At 43.9% G+C, this 23,922-nt stretch carries 22 protein-coding genes and 2 pseudogenes; 13 read left to right on the top strand and 11 right to left on the bottom strand.

Features of this window, described 5'->3' with window-relative positions:
* The first annotated feature begins 196 nt into the window (after window positions 1-196).
* The 3 genes from mer (at window position 197) to MA_RS19440 (ending at window position 2,918) form a co-directional block, all read left to right on the top strand.
* Complete coding sequence (gene mer / locus MA_RS19450) at window positions 197-1,183, top strand: 5,10-methylenetetrahydromethanopterin reductase (protein ID WP_011023637.1); 987 nt, start codon at window positions 197-199, stop codon at window positions 1,181-1,183.
* A gap of 107 nt (window positions 1,184-1,290) precedes the next feature.
* Window positions 1,291-2,331, top strand: coding sequence for a F420H2 dehydrogenase subunit FpoF (gene fpoF, locus MA_RS19445; RefSeq protein WP_011023636.1), 1,041 nt, complete (start codon window positions 1,291-1,293; stop codon window positions 2,329-2,331).
* Between the two features lie 65 nt (window positions 2,332-2,396).
* A complete protein-coding gene (locus MA_RS19440) occupies window positions 2,397-2,918 on the top strand; it encodes a nicotinamide-nucleotide adenylyltransferase (RefSeq protein WP_048065785.1) in 522 nt (173 codons plus the stop codon).
* Between the two features lie 38 nt (window positions 2,919-2,956).
* Here the strand turns inward: MA_RS19440 and MA_RS19435 are convergent, their stop codons facing one another.
* The 8 genes and pseudogenes from MA_RS19435 to tnpA form a co-directional block, all read right to left on the bottom strand.
* Window positions 2,957-3,517 carry an adenylate kinase family protein gene (locus MA_RS19435; RefSeq protein ID WP_011023634.1) on the bottom strand — a complete coding sequence of 187 codons (561 nt, stop codon included), beginning with the start codon at window positions 3,515-3,517 and terminating at the stop codon, window positions 2,957-2,959.
* Window positions 3,508-3,909, bottom strand: coding sequence for a PEP/pyruvate-binding domain-containing protein (locus MA_RS19430; protein ID WP_157860334.1), 402 nt, complete (start codon window positions 3,907-3,909; stop codon window positions 3,508-3,510). The genes MA_RS19435 and MA_RS19430 overlap by 10 nt, the downstream gene beginning before the upstream one ends.
* 258 nt (window positions 3,910-4,167) lie before the next feature.
* The gene (locus MA_RS19425) at window positions 4,168-4,689 is read right to left on the bottom strand and encodes a pyridoxamine 5'-phosphate oxidase family protein (RefSeq protein WP_052279207.1); all 522 of its coding nucleotides are present in this window, start codon (window positions 4,687-4,689) and stop codon (window positions 4,168-4,170) included.
* Window positions 4,690-4,759: 70 nt separating this feature from the next.
* Entirely contained in the window at window positions 4,760-4,993 is a 234-nt protein-coding gene (locus MA_RS19420; RefSeq protein WP_011023631.1) for a cytochrome b5 domain-containing protein, read from the bottom strand.
* A 129-nt stretch (window positions 4,994-5,122) separates the two neighbouring features.
* Window positions 5,123-7,216, bottom strand: a complete 2,094-nt coding sequence (locus MA_RS19415) for a thioredoxin domain-containing protein (RefSeq protein ID WP_011023630.1) — start codon at window positions 7,214-7,216, stop codon at window positions 5,123-5,125.
* A 613-nt stretch (window positions 7,217-7,829) separates the two neighbouring features.
* Window positions 7,830-8,771 (bottom strand): polyprenyl diphosphate synthase, encoded by a 942-nt coding sequence (gene uppS / locus MA_RS19400; RefSeq protein ID WP_226990666.1) that lies wholly within the window; start codon window positions 8,769-8,771, stop codon window positions 7,830-7,832.
* A gap of 561 nt (window positions 8,772-9,332) precedes the next feature.
* The gene (locus MA_RS19395) at window positions 9,333-9,602 is read right to left on the bottom strand and encodes a DUF2551 domain-containing protein (protein ID WP_011023626.1); all 270 of its coding nucleotides are present in this window, start codon (window positions 9,600-9,602) and stop codon (window positions 9,333-9,335) included.
* Between the two features lie 596 nt (window positions 9,603-10,198).
* Window positions 10,199-10,577, bottom strand: a pseudogene (tnpA, locus tag MA_RS19390) (IS200/IS605 family transposase).
* An 85-nt stretch (window positions 10,578-10,662) separates the two neighbouring features.
* Here tnpA and tnpB point away from each other — a divergent pair.
* From tnpB to MA_RS19350, 8 genes and pseudogenes are all read left to right on the top strand, one after another.
* Entirely contained in the window at window positions 10,663-11,775 is a 1,113-nt protein-coding gene (tnpB, locus tag MA_RS19385) for an IS200/IS605 family element RNA-guided endonuclease TnpB (protein ID WP_011023625.1), read from the top strand.
* A gap of 142 nt (window positions 11,776-11,917) precedes the next feature.
* Window positions 11,918-12,598 carry a 4'-phosphopantetheinyl transferase family protein gene (locus tag MA_RS19380; RefSeq protein WP_157860333.1) on the top strand — a complete coding sequence of 227 codons (681 nt, stop codon included), beginning with the start codon at window positions 11,918-11,920 and terminating at the stop codon, window positions 12,596-12,598.
* Between the two features lie 201 nt (window positions 12,599-12,799).
* On the top strand, window positions 12,800-13,045 hold the full coding sequence (locus tag MA_RS19375) for an acyl carrier protein (protein WP_011023623.1): 246 nt from the start codon (window positions 12,800-12,802) through the stop codon (window positions 13,043-13,045).
* A gap of 5 nt (window positions 13,046-13,050) precedes the next feature.
* Window positions 13,051-14,529: a class I adenylate-forming enzyme family protein gene (locus MA_RS19370; protein WP_048065781.1), complete on the top strand. Its 1,479-nt coding sequence runs from the start codon at window positions 13,051-13,053 to the stop codon at window positions 14,527-14,529.
* Window positions 14,510-15,532: a hypothetical protein gene (locus tag MA_RS19365; protein ID WP_011023621.1), complete on the top strand. Its 1,023-nt coding sequence runs from the start codon at window positions 14,510-14,512 to the stop codon at window positions 15,530-15,532. Before MA_RS19370 ends, MA_RS19365 begins: the two co-directional genes overlap by 20 nt.
* A gap of 179 nt (window positions 15,533-15,711) precedes the next feature.
* Window positions 15,712-16,776 (top strand): NAD(+) synthase, encoded by a 1,065-nt coding sequence (nadE, locus tag MA_RS19360; RefSeq protein WP_048065780.1) that lies wholly within the window; start codon window positions 15,712-15,714, stop codon window positions 16,774-16,776.
* A gap of 301 nt (window positions 16,777-17,077) precedes the next feature.
* A pseudogene (locus MA_RS19355) lies at window positions 17,078-18,216 on the top strand (DUF362 domain-containing protein).
* Window positions 18,217-18,502: 286 nt separating this feature from the next.
* Window positions 18,503-19,051, top strand: a complete 549-nt coding sequence (locus MA_RS19350) for an acyltransferase (RefSeq protein ID WP_011023619.1) — start codon at window positions 18,503-18,505, stop codon at window positions 19,049-19,051.
* Window positions 19,052-20,116: 1,065 nt separating this feature from the next.
* On the opposite strand, the gene MA_RS29000 is transcribed toward MA_RS19350, so the two are convergent.
* Together MA_RS29000 and MA_RS19335 are read right to left on the bottom strand one after the other, a co-directional pair.
* Window positions 20,117-20,293 (bottom strand): hypothetical protein, encoded by a 177-nt coding sequence (locus MA_RS29000; RefSeq protein ID WP_226990664.1) that lies wholly within the window; start codon window positions 20,291-20,293, stop codon window positions 20,117-20,119.
* Between the two features lie 407 nt (window positions 20,294-20,700).
* Window positions 20,701-21,762 carry a radical SAM protein gene (locus MA_RS19335; protein ID WP_011023617.1) on the bottom strand — a complete coding sequence of 354 codons (1,062 nt, stop codon included), beginning with the start codon at window positions 21,760-21,762 and terminating at the stop codon, window positions 20,701-20,703.
* Between the two features lie 157 nt (window positions 21,763-21,919).
* Between MA_RS19335 and MA_RS19330 the strand changes: the two genes are divergently transcribed.
* Together MA_RS19330 and MA_RS19325 are read left to right on the top strand one after the other, a co-directional pair.
* Entirely contained in the window at window positions 21,920-22,105 is a 186-nt protein-coding gene (locus MA_RS19330) for a DUF362 domain-containing protein (protein ID WP_048066529.1), read from the top strand.
* Window positions 22,106-22,314: 209 nt separating this feature from the next.
* A complete protein-coding gene (locus tag MA_RS19325) occupies window positions 22,315-23,052 on the top strand; it encodes a cyclase family protein (RefSeq protein WP_011023615.1) in 738 nt (245 codons plus the stop codon).
* 31 nt (window positions 23,053-23,083) lie between these two features.
* Here MA_RS19325 and MA_RS19320 read toward each other — a convergent pair whose 3' ends face one another.
* On the bottom strand, window positions 23,084-23,692 hold the full coding sequence (locus MA_RS19320) for a hypothetical protein (protein WP_011023614.1): 609 nt from the start codon (window positions 23,690-23,692) through the stop codon (window positions 23,084-23,086).
* Window positions 23,693-23,922 lie beyond the last annotated feature (230 nt).

Below are 23,922 nucleotides of genomic sequence, written 5' to 3'. Positions count from 1 at the left end.
ATCAGTCTTTTTATATACAATTCATTTAATACAGTTAATTATATATAGATTCTTAAATACTGTTATGTGAATTCTAGTTAGGGTTGTAATTAACATTGATTGTAACGGATGTTAATTATAATTTAAAAGATATTTTTATATGGGACGAAAACAGGCCCATCTAGCCACTAAGCAGTAGTTAAAGGAGTAATCAAAGATGAAGTTCGGAATCGAATTTGTGCCGAGCGATCCTGCTTTAAAGATCGCATATTACGCAAAGCTCTCAGAACAGCAGGGATTCGACTACGTCTGGATCACTGATCACTACAACAACCGTGACGTATATTCCACTCTTACCGTTCTCGCTCTGAATACCAACAGCATCAAGATTGGCTCCGGTGTCACAAACTCCTATACCAGGAACCCTGCAATTACAGCATCAAGCATTGCTTCCATCGCCGAAATTTCCGGCGGCAGGGCAGTCCTCGGACTCGGACCCGGAGACAAGGCAACCTTCGATGCCATGGGCATTGCCTGGGAAAAGCCTCTTGCAACCACCAAAGAAGCAATCCAGGCAATCAGAGATTTCATTGCCGGCAAAAAAGTCTCCATGGACGGCGAAATGGTCAAGTTCGCAGGTGCAAAGCTCGCTTTTAAAGCTGGAAATGTTCCAATTTACATGGGTGCTCAGGGTCCCAAGATGCTCGAACTTGCCGGTGAAGTTGCAGACGGCGTCCTGATCAACGCTTCCCATCCGAAGGACTTTGAAGTCGCCGTGGAACAGATCCGCAAGGGCGCTGAAAAAGTCGGTCGCGACCCAAGCGAAGTCGATGTCACCGCATACGCTTGCTTCTCCATTGACAAAGACCCCGCAAAAGCCATCAACGCTGCAAAAGTAGTGGTCGCCTTCATCGTTGCAGGTTCCCCTGACCTTGTCCTTGAAAGGCACGGAATCCCTGTCGACGCCAAGAAGCAGATCGGTGACGCTATTGCCAAAGGAGATTTCGGAGCCCTCATGGGTGGACTTGTTACCCCCCAGATGATCGAAGCCTTTGCAATCTGCGGAACTCCTGAGGACTGCATGAAGAGGATTAAAGATCTTGAGGCAATCGGAGTCACCCAGATTGTCGCCGGATCCCCGATCGGTCCTGAGAAAGAAAAAGCAATAAAGCTTATAGGCAAAGAGATCATTGCAAAGATGTAATTTTTATTACATCTTGCATAATCATTTTTTTTACGTTATATTTTTAAAAACTTTTAAAAAACATCTTGCCGTTAAGGCAAGCTTATCGAGGCATTGGAGGTAACTGATTGCCACCAAAGATTGCAGAAGTCATTGATTATGACGTATGCGCAGCCTGCGGGGCATGCGAGGCCGTATGTCCCATCGGGGCTGTTACCGTAAAGAAGGCGGCAGGAATTCGAGATCCGAACGATCTGAGCCTGTATGAGAAAGGAGGCGGATACCAGGTTTGTGAAGGTTGCTTAACCTGTAGCCGGGTCTGTCCGGTAGTTGACGGTTTCATCCAGGACGAACTTACAAATGTGCGCAAGTTCTTCGGTGCAAGGTCAAAGGACAATGTAGGCAGCCAGGACGGTGGAGTAGCCAGCGGCATCCTCAAATCTCTCTTCAAGCAGGGTAAAATCGACTGTGCAGTCGGAATTACCAGAAATGAGAAATGGGAACCTGAAGTTGTCCTGCTGACAAGTGCGGAAGACGTGGAACGGACAAGAGGGACAAAGTACACCTCGGACCCCGTGCTCGCAGCGCTCAGGGAAGCCTTCGAAAAGTACGACCGGATTGCAGTTATCGGAGTCCCCTGCCAGGCTCATGCTGCACATTTAATCCGGGAAAATGTAAACGAAAAGATCGTGCTCATTATCGGACTGCTCTGTATGGAAAGTTTCCATCATGATGTCATGCTCGAAAAGATCATTCCTGAAATTCTCAAGGTAAAGCTCGAAGACATCCGGAAGATGGAGTTCACCAAGGGTAAGTTCTGGGTCTACACTAAGGACGGGGAGGTCCACTCCGTGCCCATCAAAGACGTGGCCAAGTTTGCCAGAAACCCCTGCCACCACTGCTGTGATTATACATCGGTCTTTGCCGATATCTCGGTAGGTTCGGTCGGGGCTCCTGACGGGTGGAACTCGGTCTTCATAAGAACCGAAATCGGAGAGAAGTACTTCGATATGGTCCGCGAGGATATGGAGATCATGGAAGACCCCAAGCCGGGCCTCGAACTTGTCGAAAAGCTTATCGGGATGAAGCGTAAGGGTAATGCTGAACATTTCCTTGAAGTTTGTGAGAAGTTCAGCTTTGAGACCGGAATCCGCAATGAAACGATCTGAGACCAGAAGATATATCCAGATATATCCAAAAAGATAACCAGTACAAATTCGAGGTGGAATCCGGGATGATGCGAGCTTTCTATATCGGACGTTTTCAGCCGTATCATTTCGGGCACCATGCCGTAATTACGCGGATTGCCGAAGAGGTGGACGAACTGGTCATAGGTATAGGAAGTGCCCAGAAGAGCCATGAAGCCACCGATCCGTTCACGGCAGGGGAAAGGGTACTGATGCTCTATAATGCGCTTGAGAACCTTCCCGTCCGTCATTACGTCCTTCCTATCGAAGATGTCAGGTATAACTCTATCTGGGTCCACCACGTCGCATCCAGAACCCCTCGTTTTGACGTGGTGTACTCGAACAATCCTCTCGTTATCCAGCTTTTCCGGGAAGCCGGGTTCTGCGTTAAGGAGTCTCCCCTTTATGTCAGGGAAAGGTACTCCGGGACTGAAATCAGGAGAAGGATGATTGCCGGAGAAAAATGGGAGCACCTTGTTCCGAAGCCCGTTGCGGAAACAATCAAAGATATTGACGGAATAACCCGTCTGAGGAATGTTTCTGCAAGCGATAGCAACTTTTCTTTATAATTCGGTCTGGGCAATACTTTTCTTCTCATTAATTCCTTTCAGGGTACCGAATCTATCCAGTCAAGGGAACCCGGGCCGTATTCCTGCAGTTGTTCTTCTTTTCCGCTCAGGAGAGAATCTATGATTTTTTCCACATCTCCTGCGGTCTCTTCCGCAGTTCTGCCAGTCGTGTTTATTTCAAAAACTTTGTCACACCATTCAAAAGCTTCTGCCAGGATCAAATCTATCGATTCGGCTTCTGCGTTTTCGTTTACCTTTTCTTCGGAATATCCGCGTTTTTCCAGCCTTTTTTTCAGCTCGGGCGGATAAGCCCTTAGCACGATTACGATATCGGTTATGTAGTGGGCAAGGTGGCTCTCAAGAATTACCACTTTGTTTGCCGGCTCCTTTTCCATTTCATTAATGAGCTCAGGAAGACGGCTTCGGACAAGTTCCATATCCGCAACTACCGAATCCCTTTTTTCATCAACCTCGGTATAGAGGTGTTCTTCTTTGATCAATTCGTTAAGGTGAATTATCTTCCACTGCCTTTTTTTTTCGAGAAGCTTGCTTACCGAGGTCTTTCCCGTACCAGGCGTGCCCGTAAGTCCTATGAGCATGGAGAGGAAGATAAGGTTTTATCGCAGTTATACTTAATCCCGGTTGAGCCAGTCCGGGATGTTTTTTCTGCTGTGGGAAGAGTCCAGCTGTCAGGCTCCACAGTGCTATCAACAATCCCCCGGTTAAGTCCGTATACGGCTTCGACAACGGCTTCAGCTTCTTTATCGGGATTTTTTCCGAAAGCAACCCCCGATACTTTGCCATCTATCATTTCCTGGACCAGAACAGCCATTGCACTGTCGAGAATATCGAGCCCTATTTCTTTTCGATACAGGAGAGTCATATTCGCCCAGGGGAAAGCCCGGATAAGGCGGAGATGCCGCAGGGCAGCCTGGGCTCCGCATATATTGACATATGAGGTGTGCACCCCCTGCAAAAGAGGTCTTTGCACTGTCTTCACCCGGGAACAGTCAGACCTTCCCTGTGCAGGGTCCCAGGGGCAGAAGCTTTTCCTCCGCAGACTTTTCCGGTATTTCCCGGGTATCTCCGATAGGTACGAGCCACCTTCCCGTAATCAACCTCCTCTATTAATTTCAGGTTTGAACAGAAACACACAGCTTGAATAAAAATAAAGCCTGATTACCTCGAAAAATGCTTGATTGCGTTATAGATATCAATCCAGGCAAATATCCCAGGCCGAATAAGCAGATTAAACCGAAACTTCAACAACGTGCTGGAAACGGGTCACAACAATATATTTTTCCGCCCGTATTTTCAGAAAAACCGTTGTAGGCGACTGCAAAAAATCCACGAGATGCGGGTGCTTCATCAGATAGATTTTTTCCATTATGCTGTGTTCGAAGTCCTCGACGGGTTCGACTTTCCCGAGCACTGTCACAGCCATTGCATCTCTAAAATCTTCGATTGCGTTCTTCCTGTTGTCAATCAACAGGGAGACAGAATGATTTTCTGACAGATTTGAGTATTTTCTGGTTGCTTTCGTGGTAGAAAAAAGAATATATTTCAGCTTTTCATCCGAGGCAAATGCAACAAGGCTCACGTAAGGTGCTGTTCCGTTTTGTGTTGCCAGGACGGCAAGAAGCTGGGATTCAAAAAATTCTTTCAGTTGTTCAAGCAGTTCTTTTTTTTCGAGCCCTTTCTTTTCTACAGGTTTTTCCCCTTCCTTTTCTTCCAGTTCCTGAGGAACAGCGGATGCAATCTCATCTTTCATACTCACAACCCCCTCTTATCTGTTATCCTGCTTTTTCCTGAAACCTTTTATCCATTCGTCACAATGCCTTTTATTTTTTCAAAGTTCCGACAACCGGGTAATCCTTAAAAACCTCAGGGCCGTGGGGCGCTTCGTTGTCCATAGCGTCCGAGAGATCCTGCCCTGAATCATGGAGCCCCTGGTGAGTCCCGTCTTCCCACATGTAACTGTCTGATACGTCGTATACCTGCCCGTCATAGGCGATGTAAATCTTGCCGTTCTTCCCGTTGTACTCTGAAAGTTCTTCAAGTGTATACTCTTTCATTTTCGGTTTTCCCCTTTCTTTGACTTTACAATATTAATTTGAGTTTTCATCTCATCAAGTCCGAGTTTTGATCTCATCCAATCCGAGTTTTGATCTCATCCTGAGGCTCGTATCAACGGAGTGCGGAACTCAGACATTAAGCAGCTTTAACATCTCTCTGGTTTCGGTGGTAGGAAGCTGGCATTCATAGTTCTGGCAGACGTATGCAGTTGCTTTCCCTTCAATAGGGAGCTGTTCTTTTGTATATTCCGCAAGGTCTGCAATTTCGGGATTTTCTCCTTCGGGCCTGAAAACCAGCACCTTATTGGGTGTGAAGTAGCTCCAGAGCTCTTCGAGCATATTCACTGTATCCGGAGACTCGCGTTTTCCTGAAATAATTACTTCGTATGAAGGGCCCAGTCTGAAATCAAAGGCAGACAGAAACTGAGTATACCCTGAAGGAGTTTTTTTGATCAGCTTTGAAAATGCGCGTTCGAGCCTGTCAGCAGTTTCTTCCATTCCGGGGTCGGCAATTAGCCTGGAGAGGCGCAGAAGATTCAACATTTCAAATGAGTTCCCTGATGGGATTGCTGCATCCGTAAACTCCTTTTTTCTGAAGATCAGAACTTCGCTATCGCTGGCTGTGAAATAGAACCCCCCGTTCTCCGGATCCCAGAAATGTTCAAGCAGCTCTCTGTTCAGGGAAACGGCTGATTTGAGGTAGCGCAGCTCGAACCCGGCCTCATAAAGTTCCAGGAGCCCATGTATCAGGAAAGCGTAGTCATCGGAAGTTCCGGAAATTCCCGCAACTCCGTCCCTGTAGCGGTGATGCAGCCTTTTTTCGGGGCCGTAAAGGGTTTCCAGGAGAAAATCCGCGGCTTTTTCTGCGGCTTTCAGATACTTTTCCTCCCCGAAAACCTGGAAACCTTTTGCAAAGGCGGCGATCATGAGCCCGTTCCAGTCGGTCAGGACCTTGTCGTCCAGTGAAGGCCTTTTGCGCTCGTACCTGGCTTTAAGGAGTTTCTCCCGGGCGCTTTTTACCCTGCTTTCAACTTCTTCTACGGGGATCTCAAGTTCGGCTGCAAGGGAACCCGGCGAGTGGACCATATAGAAGAGGTTTGTTCCGGTTTTTCTGCCTCTGATCTCTTCTTCAAAGTTGCCTCCCCTTTTCAAGTTAAACATTTTAATAATCAGTTCGGAGTCCTCAGGGCCAAGGATACTCATGACCTCTTCTATGGTCCACAGGTAGTACTTTCCTTCTTCCCCTTCAACATCGGCATCCTCTCCGCAGTAAAACCCACCTTCCGGGGATGTCAGGTCCCTTAAAACATAGTCAAGGATTCCCTCTGCCGTTTCTTTATACAGGTCTTTTCCGCTAACCTGATAGGCTTCAATGTATGCGATTGCGGTAAGGGCCTGGTCGTATAACATTTTCTCAAAGTGAGGCAGGAGCCACATGTTATCCGTGGAATAGCGGTGAAAGCCCGATCCCAGATGGTCATAAATTCCTCCGCTGCGCATATTGTCCAGGGTATGTTCTACCATATCAAGGGCTTCCGGGTCCCCGCTGCGTTTCCAGTAGCGGAGCAAAAAGGAAATTTTGTGCGGGGTCGGGAATTTCGGAGCCCTTCCAAAGCCTCCGTACTCGGGATCAAATGAATTCAGCAGGTCGTTATAGGCTTCTTCGATTATCTCTTCTCCAAGCCCTTCACCTGTTGATTCTACAATCATGTTCTGGATGGTGGATGTAATCTTCTCAGCTGAATCAAGCACTTCTTCATGTTGCTGGTCCCAGATTTCTTTTATCCTGGGGATCAGTTCCGTCATTCCTGTCTGGTTGAAGCGTGATTTTTTCGGGATATAGGTGCCTGCAAAAAAAGGTTTCTTACCCGGAGTCATAATTATCGTTAGAGGCCAGCCCCCTCTACCAAGGATAATCTGGCAGACAGTCATGTAAATATTATCAATGTCGGGCCTTTCTTCCCTGTCCACTTTTATGGAAACAAAAGCTTCGTTCATGAGTCTTGCAATCTCTTCGTCCTCAAAAGACTCATGTGCCATCACATGGCACCAGTGGCAGGTAGAGTATCCTATTGAGAGAAAAATAGGCTTATTTTCTTTTCTGGCTTTTTCAAAAGCCTCTTCTCCCCAGGGATACCAGTCCACAGGATTATAGGCGTGTTGTAGAAGATAAGGACTCTTTTCGTTAATCAGGCGGTTAGGTTTTCTTTGTTCTTTTCCCAATACAATCCCTCCTGCTTTTTACATAAAATCCTAATTTAAAAAGCATCTTTTTCTCTTCCCCCGGCCCTGAAAAGATTTTTTTCATTCATTATATATTTGCAGCCTTTGAGAAGTTCCGGGCGGGAGCTGAACCTCTCCTGAGCAGCCTTATACGCCTGCAGTTTAAATCCTGAAATACATGCTCTGCAGGAGCAAGGATTTAACTTCCTGAAAGCACCCATTAAAACTCCCCGTATCTGAATCAGTAGCTACCAAATATTAAATCCTTTACCGGATAACCTTACCGGATAACCTTACCGGATAACCTTACCGGATAGCTTTAATCCCATTAAGAAATTTTCATTTTCCCGGGTGTGCGATAAGTTCACAGGGTATCTGATATCCCCGGGAACTGAAAAATTAGATATGGCCAAACTTTCCCCAATTTACATAGTCGTCACCGGAATATCAATATATCGGTACTTTAAGGAGTTTTTTCCGATGGCTGAGATCCAGGATGGCAATTTTTTAAAAAAAGGATTATTGAGTCCATGCAGTGCAAAAAAAGGAATTATTGAGTTCGTGCAGTGCAAAAAAAAGATTATTAAGTCTGTATCCACAGGTATTTAAGACTTCAGGCCACTCCCTGCTTTTTTAACGGCAGGAGCTGTCCTAGCTCTTCGCTTTTTTCCCCGTATTTTCCCACTCCGAGGAAATTTATAACTTTTGAGACCCGGTATGAGTTTTCCTGCTTTTTTTCGTCTTTTCGGGCCTGATATACTCTGATTGAGCGGAGAAGGTCTATTTTTCGGAATTCCGGCCAGAAAGGAGCACAGAAATAGGTCGCACACTCGCTGCCGTTAGCCTGCCACGGCAGGAAGTTGGAGACTCTTTCATCGCCCCCGGTGCGGACGATCAGGTCCACATTCGGGACAGACACTCCTGGAGCTGGGTAGAGGTGTTTTGAGATCAGGTTTTCATCAACATCTTCAAGCGAGAGTTTTCCACTTGAAACGCAGGCTGCAATATCCCGGACTGCCTGCATTATGTCCTGCCTGCCGCCATAAGCAATAGCCACATTCAGGTTAAACTTTCTATGGGTTTCGGTGGCTTTTTCAATCTTTTCAATGGACTTGTTCAGAAAAGCCGGCAGTTTTGTTCTATCCCCTATTACCCTGATCTGTGTCTCTTTTTCGTAGGTCCTTTTGTCATTGTAAAGTTTCAGAAACTTCTCATTGATCAGGTTGAAAAGTCCATCGACCTCTTCTTCCGAACGCTGGAAATTTTCCGTGGAAAAGGCATAGAGGGTAAGCTCTTTTACTCCGATCTCATAACACCACTCAATAACCTGTTCTGTAACTTCTGCCCCCATAGCGTGCCCGAAGCTTCGGGTTCTTCCCCGCTGTCCCGCATATCTGCGGTTTCCGTCCATGATTACAGCTATGTGGTCAGGGATTTCGGAACTTAAAATCTCTTTTTCAAGCAGCTGTTCATACTCTTGGTAGAACATGCTGAACGTCCTATTTTTCACAAAGCGAAGCCCTGCCCGGAAGGCTCCTTTATTCCACGGTACCATTTTTTGGCTAATAATCTTTTTTCCCCCTGGCAGTATTGATAGGTAACAGGAATATTAATATACATTTTTTGCGGTATGAATTCAATTTTTCAGATTAAAATATTATTCCTTTTTTCCTTAATTTTTTCTACTGTCCATATTTATTCCCAAACTTTTTAACTTTTATGCTGAGACTCTCTGAAATTCCCTAAATTGAGATGGTAGTGTTGTATTTTAGGCTAATATGTATGTGTGGATAGAAAAGCCATTTGATACTAAATATAACAATTAAGTATAATGCCTAACTATATTAACTTTTTTAAATGAATTGAGCTAGCCGCCCGGTTTTGATAAAACCAGAGAAAGGTCATTTCTTCTTGGAAAGGGAGCTCTAATTAACGACACTGATTTTTACGGAAAACTATTTTCTATACGCCCGTTTTTGTCCTCCTGAATGAGAAATCTTTATAGAGTTTTTAAACCTACAGTTCGCTAAGTTTTGTCTAGAGCATCAACAGAGCAGAACAGGAGATTTGAATATTTCTTGTCACATAAAAACAGGATTTACAACCAGAAAATGGCTCAGTAATTCTCAAGAACAGAACCGACAATGTTTTTATAACTCTCTTTCAGGGAATATACGTTATGATCCCCTGTGACATTTATGCTCAGGATTCCAAGCCTGGTATTCATGAGCCCGACCATGGCTGACACTCCCCGGTAGCTTACCTCGAAATTTCCTTTATCGAGGAAGTCATAAACTTCACCGGTGGTGAACTTGTCTCCGGTCAGGAAGAGATTGAGCACAACCTTGCGTATCCCGTTATCGTCCCTGCCGAGATACTTTATCAATCTCGCTCTTACCCTTTCTTCCGCAGTCTGCAGTTTCGGACACCTCAGTTTTTGATGATAATTTGAATTATACTTTTTTAATACCGATTTGAATCTGCTCTTTATACCGTATTTATCCCGTTATGTTTGTTATTTCCAAACAGGTGCGACCCTGACAGAGGGGCGCTAAGAATCGAATACCCTATATCCTTATCGTTTATATATTTTAGGATTACTTTTTTTTGAATAAATATATTGGAGTATACTATGGATATGCAGATATGTCATACAGCTCCCCCTAATTAATTCAGAAAAGCTGAAAATCTCATAGTTTTTATATGAAGAAGCGTAAAACCCCTGAGTCTTTAAGTTCAGGGGGATATAAGCGTCAACTTCAACCCTGATTACGTATGTAATATTCGGCAGCTTCTTTACTAAGTAACTGTCACAAAACAGATTAGGCAGATTTTTCATAAAGTTGATTTTCACTTAGGAATGGTGAAAATTTAATTTCAAACACTTATGCCCTGTATTGCCATTAATGATATTGGGAAGTGCAATTATAGGGCCATTATCAAAGTGAAAACTTGAAGTCAAATTTCAACCATTCCTTAGTACTATTGATCTTGAAAATCAAGGCACCCAATTGAAACCCGTGCATAGTTTGTTCTGTGATGATTCCTAACATTTCCGATAGTAGAAGCAAAATATCCATCACTCCATAATGTATTTTCACCCCAATAATACTTTTCCAGATATTCCTTTTGTGATTTCCATAACCTGTTAGTAGATTCTTGTTTCAATTTTCTGACTATTGATAAGACGCTAACTTTCGGTTCACTCTTGATTAAGAAATGTATATGATCTTTGTCGGCTTCCATTTCAAGAATTTCAAATAGACTCTTTTGAAATCTCAATCATAATCTGTTTGAGTTCTTCGCTAATCGGTTCAAGTATGACTTTTCGGTATTTGCAAACAAAGATAACATGATACATTAACAAAAATTTGCTATGATTTCTTGTTTCATATTTCTTGTTTATCAAAAGCTATATATTTTGTTAAATCATATGATACCTTTGAATGATGAAAACGTTCAAATTTAGACTTTATCCTACAACTGCACAATCTGTTCAATTGAATCAGCATATAGGTAGCTGCAGGTTTGTTTATAATTGGGCACTTGATCAGAAAATCAAAACTTACGAACAAACAGGGAAATCAATTTCCAGATTTGACTTAAACAAATTAATTCCTACTCTGAAGGCTTCTAATGAATGGTTAGGAGAAGTAAATTCACAATCATTGCAGGGAATGACTAAACAGGTTGAATCCGCTTTCACTCGATTTTTCAGAGAAAAGAACGGTTTTCCTAAGTTCAGGTCAAAAAAGAATCCTATACAATCGTTCCCTGTACCTCAACACTATTTTGTGAACTTTGAAAATAATACCGTAAAACTTCCCAAAATCGGGGAAATTAAAGCGGTTCTTCATAGGAAGTTTGAAGGCGAGCTTAAAACAGCTACCGTTTCAAGGACTTGTAAAGGACATTACTACATCAGTATTCTTGTTGAAGATGGTAGAGAGCTTCCAACAAAGCAATCTTTTTCAGAATCAACTACGGTAGGTATAGATGTAGGTATCAGAGATTTTGCAGTCCTTTCTACAGGTGAAAAAATAGAGAATCCTAAATACCTGAAAAACTCACTTCAAAGGCTTAAAGTACTTCAGAAAAGAGTATCAAGGAAACAGAATGGCTCTAAGAACAGGGCAAAAGCCAAAAAGAGGCTTGCTGTACTCTATGACAAAATAACGAATCAGAGTAATGATTTTCAGAACAAACTTTCTTTCAGACTTGTTAGCGAAAACCAAGCCGTAGCTCTGGAAACTCTGAATGTTAAAGGCATGGTTAAGAATCATCATTTAGCACAGGCTATTAGTGATTCGGCATGGAGTAGCTTCGGTACAAAGTTAGAATATAAGGCTGAATGGTTAGGGAAAACTGTCTTGAGAATAGGACAATTTGAACCATCTTCTAAACTCTGTAGTGTTTGCGGATATTACAATAAAGAGCTTCAATTAAAAGACAGAGAATGGACTTGCCCTGATTGTAAAACAAAACATGATAGAGATATTAATGCCGCTATCAATATCAAGAAATTTGCTCTTATAGATCAAAATCTAATTGGATTGTAACACCTACGGAACGTGGGGAAGAGCTTGAGGACTTGCCCTCAATGGAGGGAGGAATGAATCAGGAAGCCACTCAGTCTTTAGCTGAGTGGTAGTTCACATAACAGTCAATTGTAGTAACTATAGTAAATATGCCGTGAGTTGCATGTACACAGAGAATTCGATTATACTCTCCTCCGTTCCTCTGAAAAACCTCCCTAACTTATGGGCACAAAACGATGTTCTCATCTTTCTTATTGATCTGGGTGATTATGATACGCTGAGTATGGAATGTCTCAACAACAGTGAAAGAGAACATTTTGAAAAACTTAAAACAGCATATTTCAAAAAAAGATATGTTGTCTCCAGAACGGTTTTGAAACATATCCTATGCCAGCTCCTCAACAAAAATTCTGTCCTTCAGATCGCTACTTACAAAGATGAGTTTGGGGAAGTGCATATACTCAACCACAATGAGCTGCATATCTGTCTCTCTTATTCTGAAAATATCGCAACTCTTTCAGTTTCAAAGGTTAAGGTTGGTATTGATGTCGAAATTAAAAGACCGATGGCACTGAAAAATACTTTGAAATACCTACAACCTGCATCTCCGTTTTCTGGTAAATCGGAAAGTGACACCTACGTTCTGATTGAGTGGACTTTGAGAGAGGCTTATTGCAAGTTTTCCAATAAGCCTATGTTATCCGTTCTCAGTAAAGAGCCGGACTTCAATAATACTTTTTATTCAAGCTATTTACTGGACAATAAATACATCTTTTCCCTCATTACTGATTCGGACTCACATACTATTAAGATCAGCCGCCTCGGGAAAATCAGTTCTGATTGAAATAGGATGTTCAATACTTTTGTCTCCAGATGCTGTTTAACTCTTCTGAATTTCTTCTTTTCAGTGTTTTCTACGGCAACCAATTGTTTCAAATTATTTATATAGTTCTATCGCATAGTTATATGTGGGCTTTCAACTAATATGGGCAAGGTGTGTGTGTTACTTACATAATAATCTAATTTGAATAAGGGGTAAGATTGTATGGAACAAGTAAGGGATAATATACTTGATTATTTGAAGGAAAATTCTTTCATGGAACGAGAAGCTGTTCTTGGAGATAATGATTCGCTCACCCAGAATGGCATCATGGACTCTATCGGTTTACTTGAATTGATAGACTACATCTGTGAAACATACTCTATCGAAATTCCTGAAGAAATGCTGACTCCGGAGAATTTCGATTCTCTGGAGGGAATCACTACCCTGATAAACAGACTGGCGAAGTGAAGTGTATGAGAATTGATGCTTATATCGCTGAACATGCCAGAAATACTCCTCACCAGACCGCACTAGAAGAGGGGAAAAAGTCCATTTCTTACAGCTGCCTTGATGAGGATATAAGCACAATTGCCTCATTTCTGACCGACTTTGAGCACTGCGGATTTGCAATACTCGCGGAGTCCGGCATACAGTACATAAAAATGCTTATGGCAGTATACCGATCAGGTAACATTGCAATCCCTCTGCCAATCGAATTGCCAGGGTTAAGCCTTGAACGAATTCTTGACGCTGCACGCATCAATAACATAATTGCAACGAAAAAACAATACTTAAGGTTCGGAAACGGATTTTTTGAACGTTTTGGAACCGTGATCGTTGTTTCTGATGATACAGCAGTGGAGGTCCTCAGCAAAAGGGTGGTATGCGAGAGAAACAATCCCGAACTGAGGCTGGTTCTTTATACCTCGGGTACAACAGGCACTCCCAAGGGGGTTATGTTGAGCGACAAAAACCTGGTAGCAAACGCCAGGTCGATAATCGAGGTTCTGAACATAAGCTCAAAAGATAAAGGAGCACTGGTAATCTCTCCGCATCATGCCTTCGGGAACTCGATAATCAATTCCCACCTGATGGCCGGAGGGTCGGTCCGTACGGGAACGATGAATTTCATGGATCCGGTTTTTAATCTCATTGAATCCGGAGTATCCATCTTCTATGGAGTGCCCAGTACCTATCGTATTCTTCTCAGATACCCTGAAAGGTTCAAAAAAGCCTTTGCGAATGTCAGGACCGCTGCGTCGGCCGGCGGAGCCATGGACATGTCTATCGTACGGAGTATCAGGGAGTTAAGTCCGGGTATGCAGATTCTGCCAATGTACGGTCAGACGGAAGCTACAGCAAGGCTTGCCTACCTGCCGACAGAGGATGTGGACGAATTTTTCGATACGATAGGAAAGGCGATTCCAGGGGTTACCCTGGATGTCTTTGACTCTGAAAACAGGCCAGTAGAACCTGGTATCACAGGCGAGCTTGTTGCCCGGGGGGACAATATCCTGCTGGGTTACCTTAATGATGAGGAAGCAACTGAAATGAAGATCATCGACGGGTGGATGCATACGGGAGATCTGGCGCAGAAACTTCCTTGCGGATACCTCAGGCTGCTTGGTCGTAAGGACGACCTCATCAAAATAGGTGACCACCGGGTTAACCCGAGGGAAATCGAGAAAGAGATCGAGATGAACAATGAGGTTTCCAGCGTTTTTGTTGTGCCCGTATTCCACGAGCTTATGGGCAGTGCGATCAGCCTCATGGTCATATCAAATCAGGAAACTGACGTCGATACGATTCTTGCTTTTTGCAGGAAGAACCTGCCAGGCTACCTGTATCCCAGAGAGATCCTCTTCATTGACCATCTTCCGCTGAGCGAGAACGGGAAAATCTCCAACAGGTCCATTATAGAGGAGTATCAGCATGTCAAAGCTAGTATGTAAAAAATGTGTTCTGGACTCGGATATTCCAGGCATAGAAATCAACGAAGAAAACGGGCTCTGCCATTTCTGTGAGACCTATGTTCCTCTTTCTTCTCAGGAGAAGGAGCAGTATCTTAACAGGATTGAAGAACTCTTCAAAGAATATAGTGGCAGGGGCAATTATGATGTTATATTTGCACTTTCAGGTGGAAAAGACTCTTCATATACACTTTACAAACTCAAAAAAGACTATCCCTTCCTGAGAGTCCTTGCTGTCCAGTTTGATAACGGTTTTATCTCGGATTATGCCGTGGAAAACGCAAAGAAAATGTGCGAAATTACGGGATGCGATTATTTTAAGCTGACAATGGAAAAGGATGTCCTCTACGATCTCTTCCGAAAGGCAGCCGAATCCTGTGATGCGTTTCCGAAGTTTGCCAAGTACAGGGCAAGCGACATCTGTAATATCTGCATCGGTATCATCAAACAGAAACTGATTGAACAGGCCATAATCCAGAAAGCGCCTTTTATCGTTTTTGCTTTTACGGCAGGGCAGTCGCCAAATCCCATAATCAAACTGTCAGCTAATTTCATACAGTGGTCAAGGAACCTTTTTGAAAAGCAGCTTCAAAAAATAGGTGTTGAGGACAGGGATGAACAGTTCCTTGTTAAAAATGAGGTAATCAAAAATATAGGTGAGGTTGCCCCCTCTATTCTACACCCGCTCTGCCTATGGGATTATAGTGAAGATAGAGTACTTGAGACCGTAGTGAATCTCGGGTGGAAATCTCCTGCTCTCAATGACAGTAATTCAACCAACTGTACCTTGAATTCTTTTGCATGTTATAACCACCTGGAAAAGTACGGCTTCCATCCGTATGCATTTGATATAGCAGGGCTTGTCCGAAGCGGGGAAATGTCAAGGGAAGAAGGGTTGGATAAACTTCACAAGGAACTCTCACAGCCGCTTATAAAGGACGCAGCAGAGAAGCTGGATATGAAGCTCAATAATTTGCAAAAATAATGCTGAAAATTTGCTCAGGTAAAATTTGCTCAGATAAAATTTGCTCAGATAAAATTTGCTCAGATATTATCTCAGTGAAAGGTCATTTAGTAAGAAATCCGGTGATTTGATACATAGTTGCCGGCAGTTTGAACGAATACCTAATTATCAAACAAATAATCGATCAGGGGAATAATATTATGCAGATAACTGAAGGTAGTGTAACGCAAACTATGGAGAATAATGCAGGGCAGTTAACTAAAAATAACGCCGGAAAGTTAGTGGACACTGGCAACGTTCAAATTCTTGAGGAACTGAACAGAGATATTGATAAGCTTGCTGCAAGCCTCAGGGGCTTTATACGGGAGCAGGTCACGGCTTTTAAGAAAAAAGGAGTGGTTCTGGGGGTTTCCGGAGGTGTTGACTCCGCCGTAACCCTTACGCTTTGCGTACAGGAGTTCGGCAAGGAAAAAGTATACGGTCTTCTTCTCCCGGAAAAAGAATCGGCTCCTTCAAGCAAGACCCTTGGAGCAGAAATCTGTGAAAGCCTTGGGGTTTCGTACGAGGAGGTCCCGATTTCTCCAATCCTGGAAGCCCTTAATATTTATGAGAAGAAAGATCAGGTTTTAAAGAGAGCCTGTCCCGAATATGATCCCGAAATACACAAAACCTCACTGGTTTTGCCTGATTTCCTTGACCGGGAACTTTTGAATGTTCCTTATATCCGGCTGATAAAAGACGGGGAAACGGTTGCCAAACACAGGTTGAAGGCAGCCGATTATCTGGAACTTATCGGGCTGCAGGGGGTCAAACAGAGGTCAAGAATGTTAGTCCAGTATATGTATGCCGAAAAAATGAATTACGTTGTTTGCGGCACAACAAACAAGACCGAGGTTGTCCTGGGTCAATATGTCAAATATGGGGACGGCGGCGTAGACCTCGAACCGCTTGCAGACTGCTATAAGACCCAGGTCTATGCTCTGGCAAAGCACCTCGGAGTAAATGAGGCGATCATAAAACGCCCTCCAAGTGCCGACACCTGGAGCCATTATACAACTGACGAGGAGTTTTACTGGCGTATGCCCATGCACATTATAGACCAGCTCCTGTATTCTCGAGAACACAACATGTCTTTAGAGGTAACTGAAAAGAACACCGGGCTTCCCAGAGATACCATCGAAAAAGCCTGGAGGCATATCGACCGGGTAAAGGACACCACTGAGTATATACGGGCTGTACCCCCGGTCTTCTATCTGGACAGGTAAGCTGCATATACGGAGGTAGCTGCATATACGGAGGTAGCTGCATATACGGAGATAGCTGCATATACGGAGATAGCTGCATATACGGAGGTAGCTGCATATACGGAGGTAGCTGCATAAGGGCAGGTATAGAGTAAATTGTTAAATAAAAATAGGCCTCTATTCCTGTCAGAAATGCGTTGAGGTTTTTGTCTTAAGAGGCACTTTCTCTTAAGATGTTTTTCCTCTGAAAGGTAACAATCCCGGCATTCGAGTCAACATTAATCCTTCAATATTAATCTATCAGTAATTCCGGTTGATAAGCATGAACTCCAGAGTTTACATAGTACGCTGTTTCGACTATTCTGGTGTAAAAGTTGCGATTCAGGAGGCTCTTACTCTGATAGGCGGGCTTGAGAGTATTGATATCTCCGGGAAATAGCGTACTCCTTAAACCTAACGTGCTCGCTATCCGGGCTCCGGAAGCTGCTGTCACCCCTCATCCTGCAGTAGTGGCTGCCATGTGTGAGCTTGTCCGGGAGGCAGGGGGTATCCCTGTTATAGGAGACGGGTCCGGGATTGCGAAACCGGGGTCTACGACGACTTCGGAGGCTTTTCGTGCATCGGGAATTGAAGGGATTGCATCCGCCTGCGGTGCAGAACTTATCAATTTCGAGACCTCAGGTTACACCGAGGTCGCTGTTTCCAATGCCAGACAGTTTCCGAGCCTGTACATCGCAAAAGCAGTCCTTAAGGCTGATGTGGTAATTGGTAATCTCACTTCCGAACCTCAAGACCCATGAACTTACTCTCTACACCGGGGCTGTAAAAAACTTCTTTGGGGCTGTCCCTCAGAAAATCCGAAAGCAGGCCCATGCCCTTGAAGGCCGTGACCGCTTTGGGAGACCGTTGTCGATATATATTCGGTAGTCAAACCCTGTCTCGCAGTTATTGACGGAGTAGTCGGGATGGAGGGAAGCGGCCCTGCCAATGGGACACCCATTGCTTCAGGAGTGGTCCTGGCAAGTTACGATTGTGTAGCCTTTGACATTGTTGCTTCCGAACTGATAGGGATTGATCCGCTAAAAGTGCCCACAAACAAAGCCGCGCTTTCGAGAGGGTTCGGGACACAAAATCCTGAAATTGCAGGTGTGACTCTGCAGGAATTTAATCTAAGGTTTAAAATGCCCGAAGGCGGAGTCACCGCGATGGTGCCTCACTTCTGATGAGAGCCCTTCGGAAACAGCTCACAGTAAAACCCTTCATCAACACCTCAAAATGTGCATTTTGCAAAGCCGGTGTTATGGACTGTTCAACGCATGCGATTGAGAAAGTGGGCAGGGCCCTCAAAATCAACCAGTAAAAGTGTATTCGGTGCTACTGCTGTCGTGAACTGTGCCCGAATGATGCATAGAAATAAAAAAGTCTTTACTCATGAAAATTGTAACCCGAAACAGAACCTGATAAACCCATCACATGCCAGGAACCGTTCCGTGACCTATAATCGGTCCCTTGATGTAATCATTCACACAATAGATAATAATATTACCAGATAGATAACTATTGACATTACCGATAATAATTCACCTGATAGATTATCATAAAATTAAGTTTCTTTCGAAATTATATCTCGAAAATCTCCATTACTACGGTTCAAACTTCAATTAATTTCTCTTTCAAGTTTTATAGGAAATATATTTATCGGTGGGAGAGTAATGAAAAGTAGGTTTCAGGTGTTTTTCACCGCAAAATGGGGGGCATTACCATGACTGCTGTTGTATCTAACAGAGATAAAATAAATTTTCATGAAGTGGCTGATCATTATCATAGTAATAAAATCATCTTTGGAATTAAGTTCCTGAAAAACTGGGCTCTTGAACGCCTCGCTTCCTGCGCTCCTGTCCCTTCCTGGAGAGCTAAGCTGCATAAAATGAGGGGTGTAAACATCGGGGAGAATGTGTACATCGGCTATGATGTGATTTTTGACAGGATTCACCCCGAGATGATCACAGTGGGGGACTATGCTGAAATTGGGGACCGCTGTATCCTGTCCGCCCATTCGAGAGGCAGCCTTACCACAAGGCAGGCTTATCCGAGGAGTATAGCTCCCATAAAAATAGGGCGCGGGGTTTCCGTAAATCCCGGATGTATAATCACCCAGGGAGTCGAGATCGGAGATAACTCGATAATCGGCGTCGGATCAGTAGTTTCTCGTAATATTTCTCCGAACAGCCTTGCTCTGGGTTATCCGGCTAAAGTTATTAAAAAGCTCGATGGAGTAGGCGAGCTTCAAACCTGATTTACAGGTTTTTATTTGTTTTTTCCTTCTTCATTCTGTTGCATATTCCTTACTATTTCCATTTTTTTCTCATTGATGAGCGATTCTTTTTGTTCATTAGTTTTTACTTCTGGTGCTTCCTGACTATATCAGTTGGCCCACTTCGGAATTCCGGAGAGAACATCCTTCAGTGTTCTCTTCCTACGCCGCGCAGAACCTATGCCGGTCCGCAAGCAAGATAATTAACGATTTGAAAGTCAGTACCGAAATTAAGAGATACAATATACCGAAGAAATATCCTCAGGGCTGAGAAAGCTGCCCTTAAGTCCGGAAGCAGTTTTTCAATTATTGTATTTATTAACGCTCCCACCAGCTGCCTGGCAGTTCTTCCCAAAAAGCAGAACGGAAGTAAAAAGAAGCAGAAAATTATTGTTTTCCCTGGCAAATATTACATGTTAGTTTCTTGTGGTGTCATCATTCGTTTTTGTTTTTGGACTTTTTCTCATCTCTCTTCTTTTCAGTCTTTTTGGGAAAGACCGCTCTCCTGCGTCGAGCGGGACATGAACGACATGATGTAGTGAATAACGTTGAACGGTCAGAGGTATCTTCAATTTAATCCTCTTGAGCTCAGTTCATTGCTAAAACCGTCAAGTAGTCCTCGAGCGAAACGAAGTGGAGCGAAAAGGACAGTGGGCTGTTGCGATTACATCGCAACTTCCGGAAAATCTTTGATTTTCTTATGATCCCGATGTGAAATTCGGGTAGTGCAACTCTCCCGGGAAAGGAGCGACCTCGTACAGCGGATATGATTGTACGGGTCAGAAAACCTGGATTTTAATCTGCTTGAGGAAATTTTATTTTTCAGCCCCGTACCCGAGCCCAAACCCGAATTTGTTCAATGCGAACAGTGTCATTAATATCACAACAAAAACACAGAAAACGGATACAAAAGATACTATAAGGTACTTAAATAGGCCAGCCTCCGCAAACCCTGTATCCATCATTGAGAATATGCTGATGCGTGCGTTGTACAGAGGATAGAGATAAGCGAGCCGTCTTCTGAGATATCGTCTAACAGCAGGTGCGTTAGGAAAGCTGCCCCTGCAAAAATTGCCATGACAGTGCCTTATCGAGTTTCCTGTATGCCGCATATCCTACAAGCATTCCGAAGAGGATCGCAGTGAAACTGAACAGAAGTGAGTGTGTCGGGACCGGGCCAATCAAGCAGTGGTTCAGATTGCCGTTTACGAACAGATTATACACAGACGTTACATCCGGAAATAAAGTGACATAAACCCCCGACTAACATCAGCAACAGTAGCTTCTTTGAGTCTTTTAATGAAAGTTCTCTGCGAGATATCGCTTTTGCTATGGCATATACGGCTGCGGCGCTGATGCAAAACCAGAAAACAGAACATGTACAACAGGATATGGCATGAGGATCCTTTTTCCAATTTATCGTGTTTCCCCTACGTGTTTCTCCCACGTAAAACGGATTTGAGTATTCCGAGCTCCCATCTCTGATCAAATCCGGGAGGAGATTATTACCTCTTAAACTCTATTACCCTATCTCCTACAAAATTTTCTTTCTCATTGGTCCGCTGGAAAAACTCTCCCTGTTTCTTTAAAATGGAACGGACAAAAGTCCAGATCTCTTCAGGGCAAAATATTTAGAGAGGGATCAGTTCTACAAGCAGTCCGTCTTCAAAAGGATGCCTTTCGACTATGAAAATTCTTGTCCCGAGGGGTTCGAGCTCTTCTTTGAGTCCGTCCTTAAGGTCTTCAAGCACCCACCATGCGATCTCGATTTTTCCTTCCTTCACTTCGAAAAGTTCATCAGGAATTTCGATCTCCCTGAGAATCTCTTCTGCAAGTGCCTGGTTCCCGCCGTTGATGACCCCATAGATAAGGGTGCCGTCTTCCGTGATTTCATCAAATTCTCTTGCTGTATTTTTTGCAATCCTCTGAAACCTTTTGCGCAGCTGGACTGCATCCTTATAGGTCGAGGAACAGAAATGCACCCGTTTGCACACCTGAAAAGCCTTTTCAGAATGCGTATGTGAACCTGCAGCAGCACAGGAGGTGTCTGATTCCAGGGAAAATCCGTTTTCAAGAAGAGCATCCGAGTTATTATCGGAAAATTCCAGTTCGTTCAGGTTGAGAAAGATTCCCATTTCCTCTGCAAAAGCCGCAACTATTTCAGCCCCTTCAAGGGAAGGGATTTCGATTCCTGTTTCCATGCCCAGGGCTTTTGCATTTTTCAGGGAGTCCGCATAGGGGCTGTGCCTGAGCTCTCCCCATACAACCTGTGGAGGGTGAAAGCGAATTTCGTCAAGGCCCGCTTCTGCTAACTTTTCAAGGATTTCCCGGTCCGGGGCAAGCGAGGTATAAAGATGAATATGGTGTTCTTTTCCAAAAGAGGACTTTAACAGGCGGATGTAGTACAGGACTCTCTCTACTTTTATCAGGGGCTCTCCTCCGGTAATTCCTGTCCCCAGGGCGTCCATAAGCCCGGCTTCCTTCAGTAAATCCTCATCGCTTTTTACAGGCCTTTCGTTTGCAAAAACCAGGTCTTTTCCCCGCCTTTCGTCCGAAAGTGGGCAGTAAAAACAGCTTTTAGGGCAGAGCCCTGTTACAAAGAGCACCATTTTGGCGCCCTGCTGGCAGAACCTGCAGCCTTCGGAAAGGTAGCTGCAAAAAGAGCCTGTCTGATCCTCAGTGAACTTTTCCATGCCTGAGACTGCATATTCTTTTGTCCTATATAAGGCTTGTTTCCTGTGATTTCTTTTATGTCTATGAAGAAACGCAACGAAAAAGAATTTTTCCGGGTACGGACTGGAAATTCAGGGCTCAGAAACTAATATATCCATGTATGCCAAAGATTCACTGATGTCAGAGAAGGATGGATATGTTGTAGTCTTCGGCTGCAAAAGGTGCGGCAAGTGCAAGGACATATGTCCTGTGGGCGCTATTTACGAAGAAAACGAACTTGCAAAAATTGATCCTAAAAAGTGTAACCTTTGCATGAAATGTATAGATGAGTGTACTAACAGATCCATTATTTACATGGAATGAGCTGAGAATTGAGCTGAAGGCATCGGAAATAATCCGGAATGAAATGAGCCCGAAGTCGTAATGATATAAATATGAAGTCATGACATGGACTCAAAGTAGGAATCAAATAGGAACAAAGTCGTAATGAGACGAACTCGAAATCGGAATAAAATCAGCGCAAAATCAGAATGAGGTCATAACAATAACAAAATTAGAAAAGGTCGGAAGAGATGTTTTCCTCTGAAAAAATACCGGTTAAGGGAAAAATCATTGATGTTACAGTTCCTATTTCTCCTTTTACTTCCGTCTTTCCCGGAGACCCGGAGCCTTCAATCGAAAAGTTTCTCACTCTCGAAAAGGACGGCTGTGCAGTTTCCAGCTTGGGTTTCGGAAGCCATACGGGCACACACGTTGATGCTCCTTCTCACGTCCTGAAAGGTGGCCTTCCGGTTGACAGCCTGGACATTGGAAGCCTTATGGGTGAGGCAATTGTTCTGGATTTTTCCGGGATATTCGGGGCATTGACCGGCTCCATTCTTGATGAAGCTTATCCGGTAAAGGAAGTCATTGAAAGCAGTTCAAATATTCCTATTCTCCTCTTGAAAACAAAGGTTTCTTTCCGAAAAGAGGAAGATTCCGAAATTTCAGGCTCTCAGGCCGAAAAAAGCGATAAGAGAAGGGAACTTGAGGAGTCACCAGAGAATTCTGCTTACCTTGATGCAAGCGGTGCAGCCTGGATTGTCCGGAATGGGTTCAAAACAGTAGGAATCGATGGTTTTTCCGTGGACAGCCTCTCTTCCGAAAACCTGCCTGCCCACCACATGTTGCTTTCAAATAACGTGAACATTGTGGAATGCCTTGACCTAAAAACGGTTGAGGAAGGAATGTATTTTTTCCTGTGCCTTCCCCTGAGAATTGAGGGCTGCGATGGGGCGCCTGCAAGAGCATTATTGATTTCTTACCTTTAATTTTTCATGATCTTCCGAACCTGGTCATTGTTCAGAACCTGGCCATTGTATACCTTATCCCGTCCCGGGTAACCATTTCGAACAGGAACTCGCCTGAAACCGGGGATTCTATCACCACACCCGTACTTTCGAGCCTGTCGAGCCCTGAAACCGTCTGGTTTCCATCCTGGATTTCGGCAGGGACCCATATGCCTTCCGAATTCCGGGTGCCTTTTATAAAGCGGATGGGATTTCCTCCGATAAGTACTCTCTTTTTAATCCCGTTTTCGTACTGGTAGATAAGGGTGTTGTTTTCCGAAACCCATGCGGAGTCGGTCAGGTTGCTATTGCATTCCCGGTCGGGATCTACTCCGAAACTGATATACCTGACTGACTCCGGAAGCGAAAAGCTCAGGATGCACATGCTGCCTTCGGGGCTGTACCTGTCTGCAGGGTCCCGGGCATACCCGCCCTGAATTGAGAGTAGAGAAAGGGAAGCGATTTCGACCTGTTTTTTAACTTCCGCTTCCTGAAGGACAGGCGAAGCCGTATCCCAGGCATGGGCCAGGAGGAGCACCACTGCGGCCAAAAGTCCGAGATATACTACGAGTTTAAGAGGAATAGTATCCGCAGCTGCAGTGTCGGAAATAATTTTCTTCATATAGAGATAAATGCTCTTAACATAGTAAAAAATTTCACTTATAGGGAAATGGAATAAAATGAGTATTTTTTCGGTAGCAAAAACTAAAAGGAAAACTTGAAGATAAAGGACGGTTTAAGGGTAACAGGAGACGACTGCTAAAAGAAAGCTTGAATAAAATAATGTTCTTATAATAAAATTATAACGAAAACGAAAGGTAATTATCAGAAAACACAGGAGGGTTTGGGATA

The organism is Methanosarcina acetivorans C2A, assembly GCF_000007345.1.
In the GTDB taxonomy this organism is placed as follows: Archaea; Halobacteriota; Methanosarcinia; order Methanosarcinales; family Methanosarcinaceae; genus Methanosarcina; species Methanosarcina acetivorans.
Note: the sequence above shows the minus strand (reverse complement) of the source record. Positions and strands in the feature narration are given on the sequence as shown.

Coding starts and splice junctions, on each gene's coding strand:
- MA_RS19325 (WP_011023615.1), top strand. CDS start 22,315: ATGTTTTCCTCTGAAAAAATACCGGTTAAGGGAAAAATCATTGATGTT.
- MA_RS19330 (WP_048066529.1), top strand. CDS start 21,920: ATGTCAGAGAAGGATGGATATGTTGTAGTCTTCGGCTGCAAAAGGTGC.
- mer (WP_011023637.1), top strand. CDS start 197: ATGAAGTTCGGAATCGAATTTGTGCCGAGCGATCCTGCTTTAAAGATC.
- uppS (WP_226990666.1), bottom strand. CDS start 8,771: ATGGTACCGTGGAATAAAGGAGCCTTCCGGGCAGGGCTTCGCTTTGTG.
- MA_RS19365 (WP_011023621.1), top strand. CDS start 14,510: ATGTCAAAGCTAGTATGTAAAAAATGTGTTCTGGACTCGGATATTCCA.
- MA_RS19335 (WP_011023617.1), bottom strand. CDS start 21,762: ATGGAAAAGTTCACTGAGGATCAGACAGGCTCTTTTTGCAGCTACCTT.
- MA_RS19375 (WP_011023623.1), top strand. CDS start 12,800: ATGGAACAAGTAAGGGATAATATACTTGATTATTTGAAGGAAAATTCT.
- MA_RS19420 (WP_011023631.1), bottom strand. CDS start 4,993: ATGAAAGAGTATACACTTGAAGAACTTTCAGAGTACAACGGGAAGAAC.
- MA_RS19320 (WP_011023614.1), bottom strand. CDS start 23,692: ATGAAGAAAATTATTTCCGACACTGCAGCTGCGGATACTATTCCTCTT.
- MA_RS19380 (WP_157860333.1), top strand. CDS start 11,918: ATGTACACAGAGAATTCGATTATACTCTCCTCCGTTCCTCTGAAAAAC.
- MA_RS19435 (WP_011023634.1), bottom strand. CDS start 3,517: ATGCTCATAGGACTTACGGGCACGCCTGGTACGGGAAAGACCTCGGTA.
- tnpB (WP_011023625.1), top strand. CDS start 10,663: ATGATGAAAACGTTCAAATTTAGACTTTATCCTACAACTGCACAATCT.
- MA_RS19370 (WP_048065781.1), top strand. CDS start 13,051: ATGAGAATTGATGCTTATATCGCTGAACATGCCAGAAATACTCCTCAC.
- MA_RS19350 (WP_011023619.1), top strand. CDS start 18,503: ATGGGGGGCATTACCATGACTGCTGTTGTATCTAACAGAGATAAAATA.
- nadE (WP_048065780.1), top strand. CDS start 15,712: ATGCAGATAACTGAAGGTAGTGTAACGCAAACTATGGAGAATAATGCA.
- MA_RS19440 (WP_048065785.1), top strand. CDS start 2,397: ATGATGCGAGCTTTCTATATCGGACGTTTTCAGCCGTATCATTTCGGG.
- MA_RS19425 (WP_052279207.1), bottom strand. CDS start 4,689: ATGAAAGATGAGATTGCATCCGCTGTTCCTCAGGAACTGGAAGAAAAG.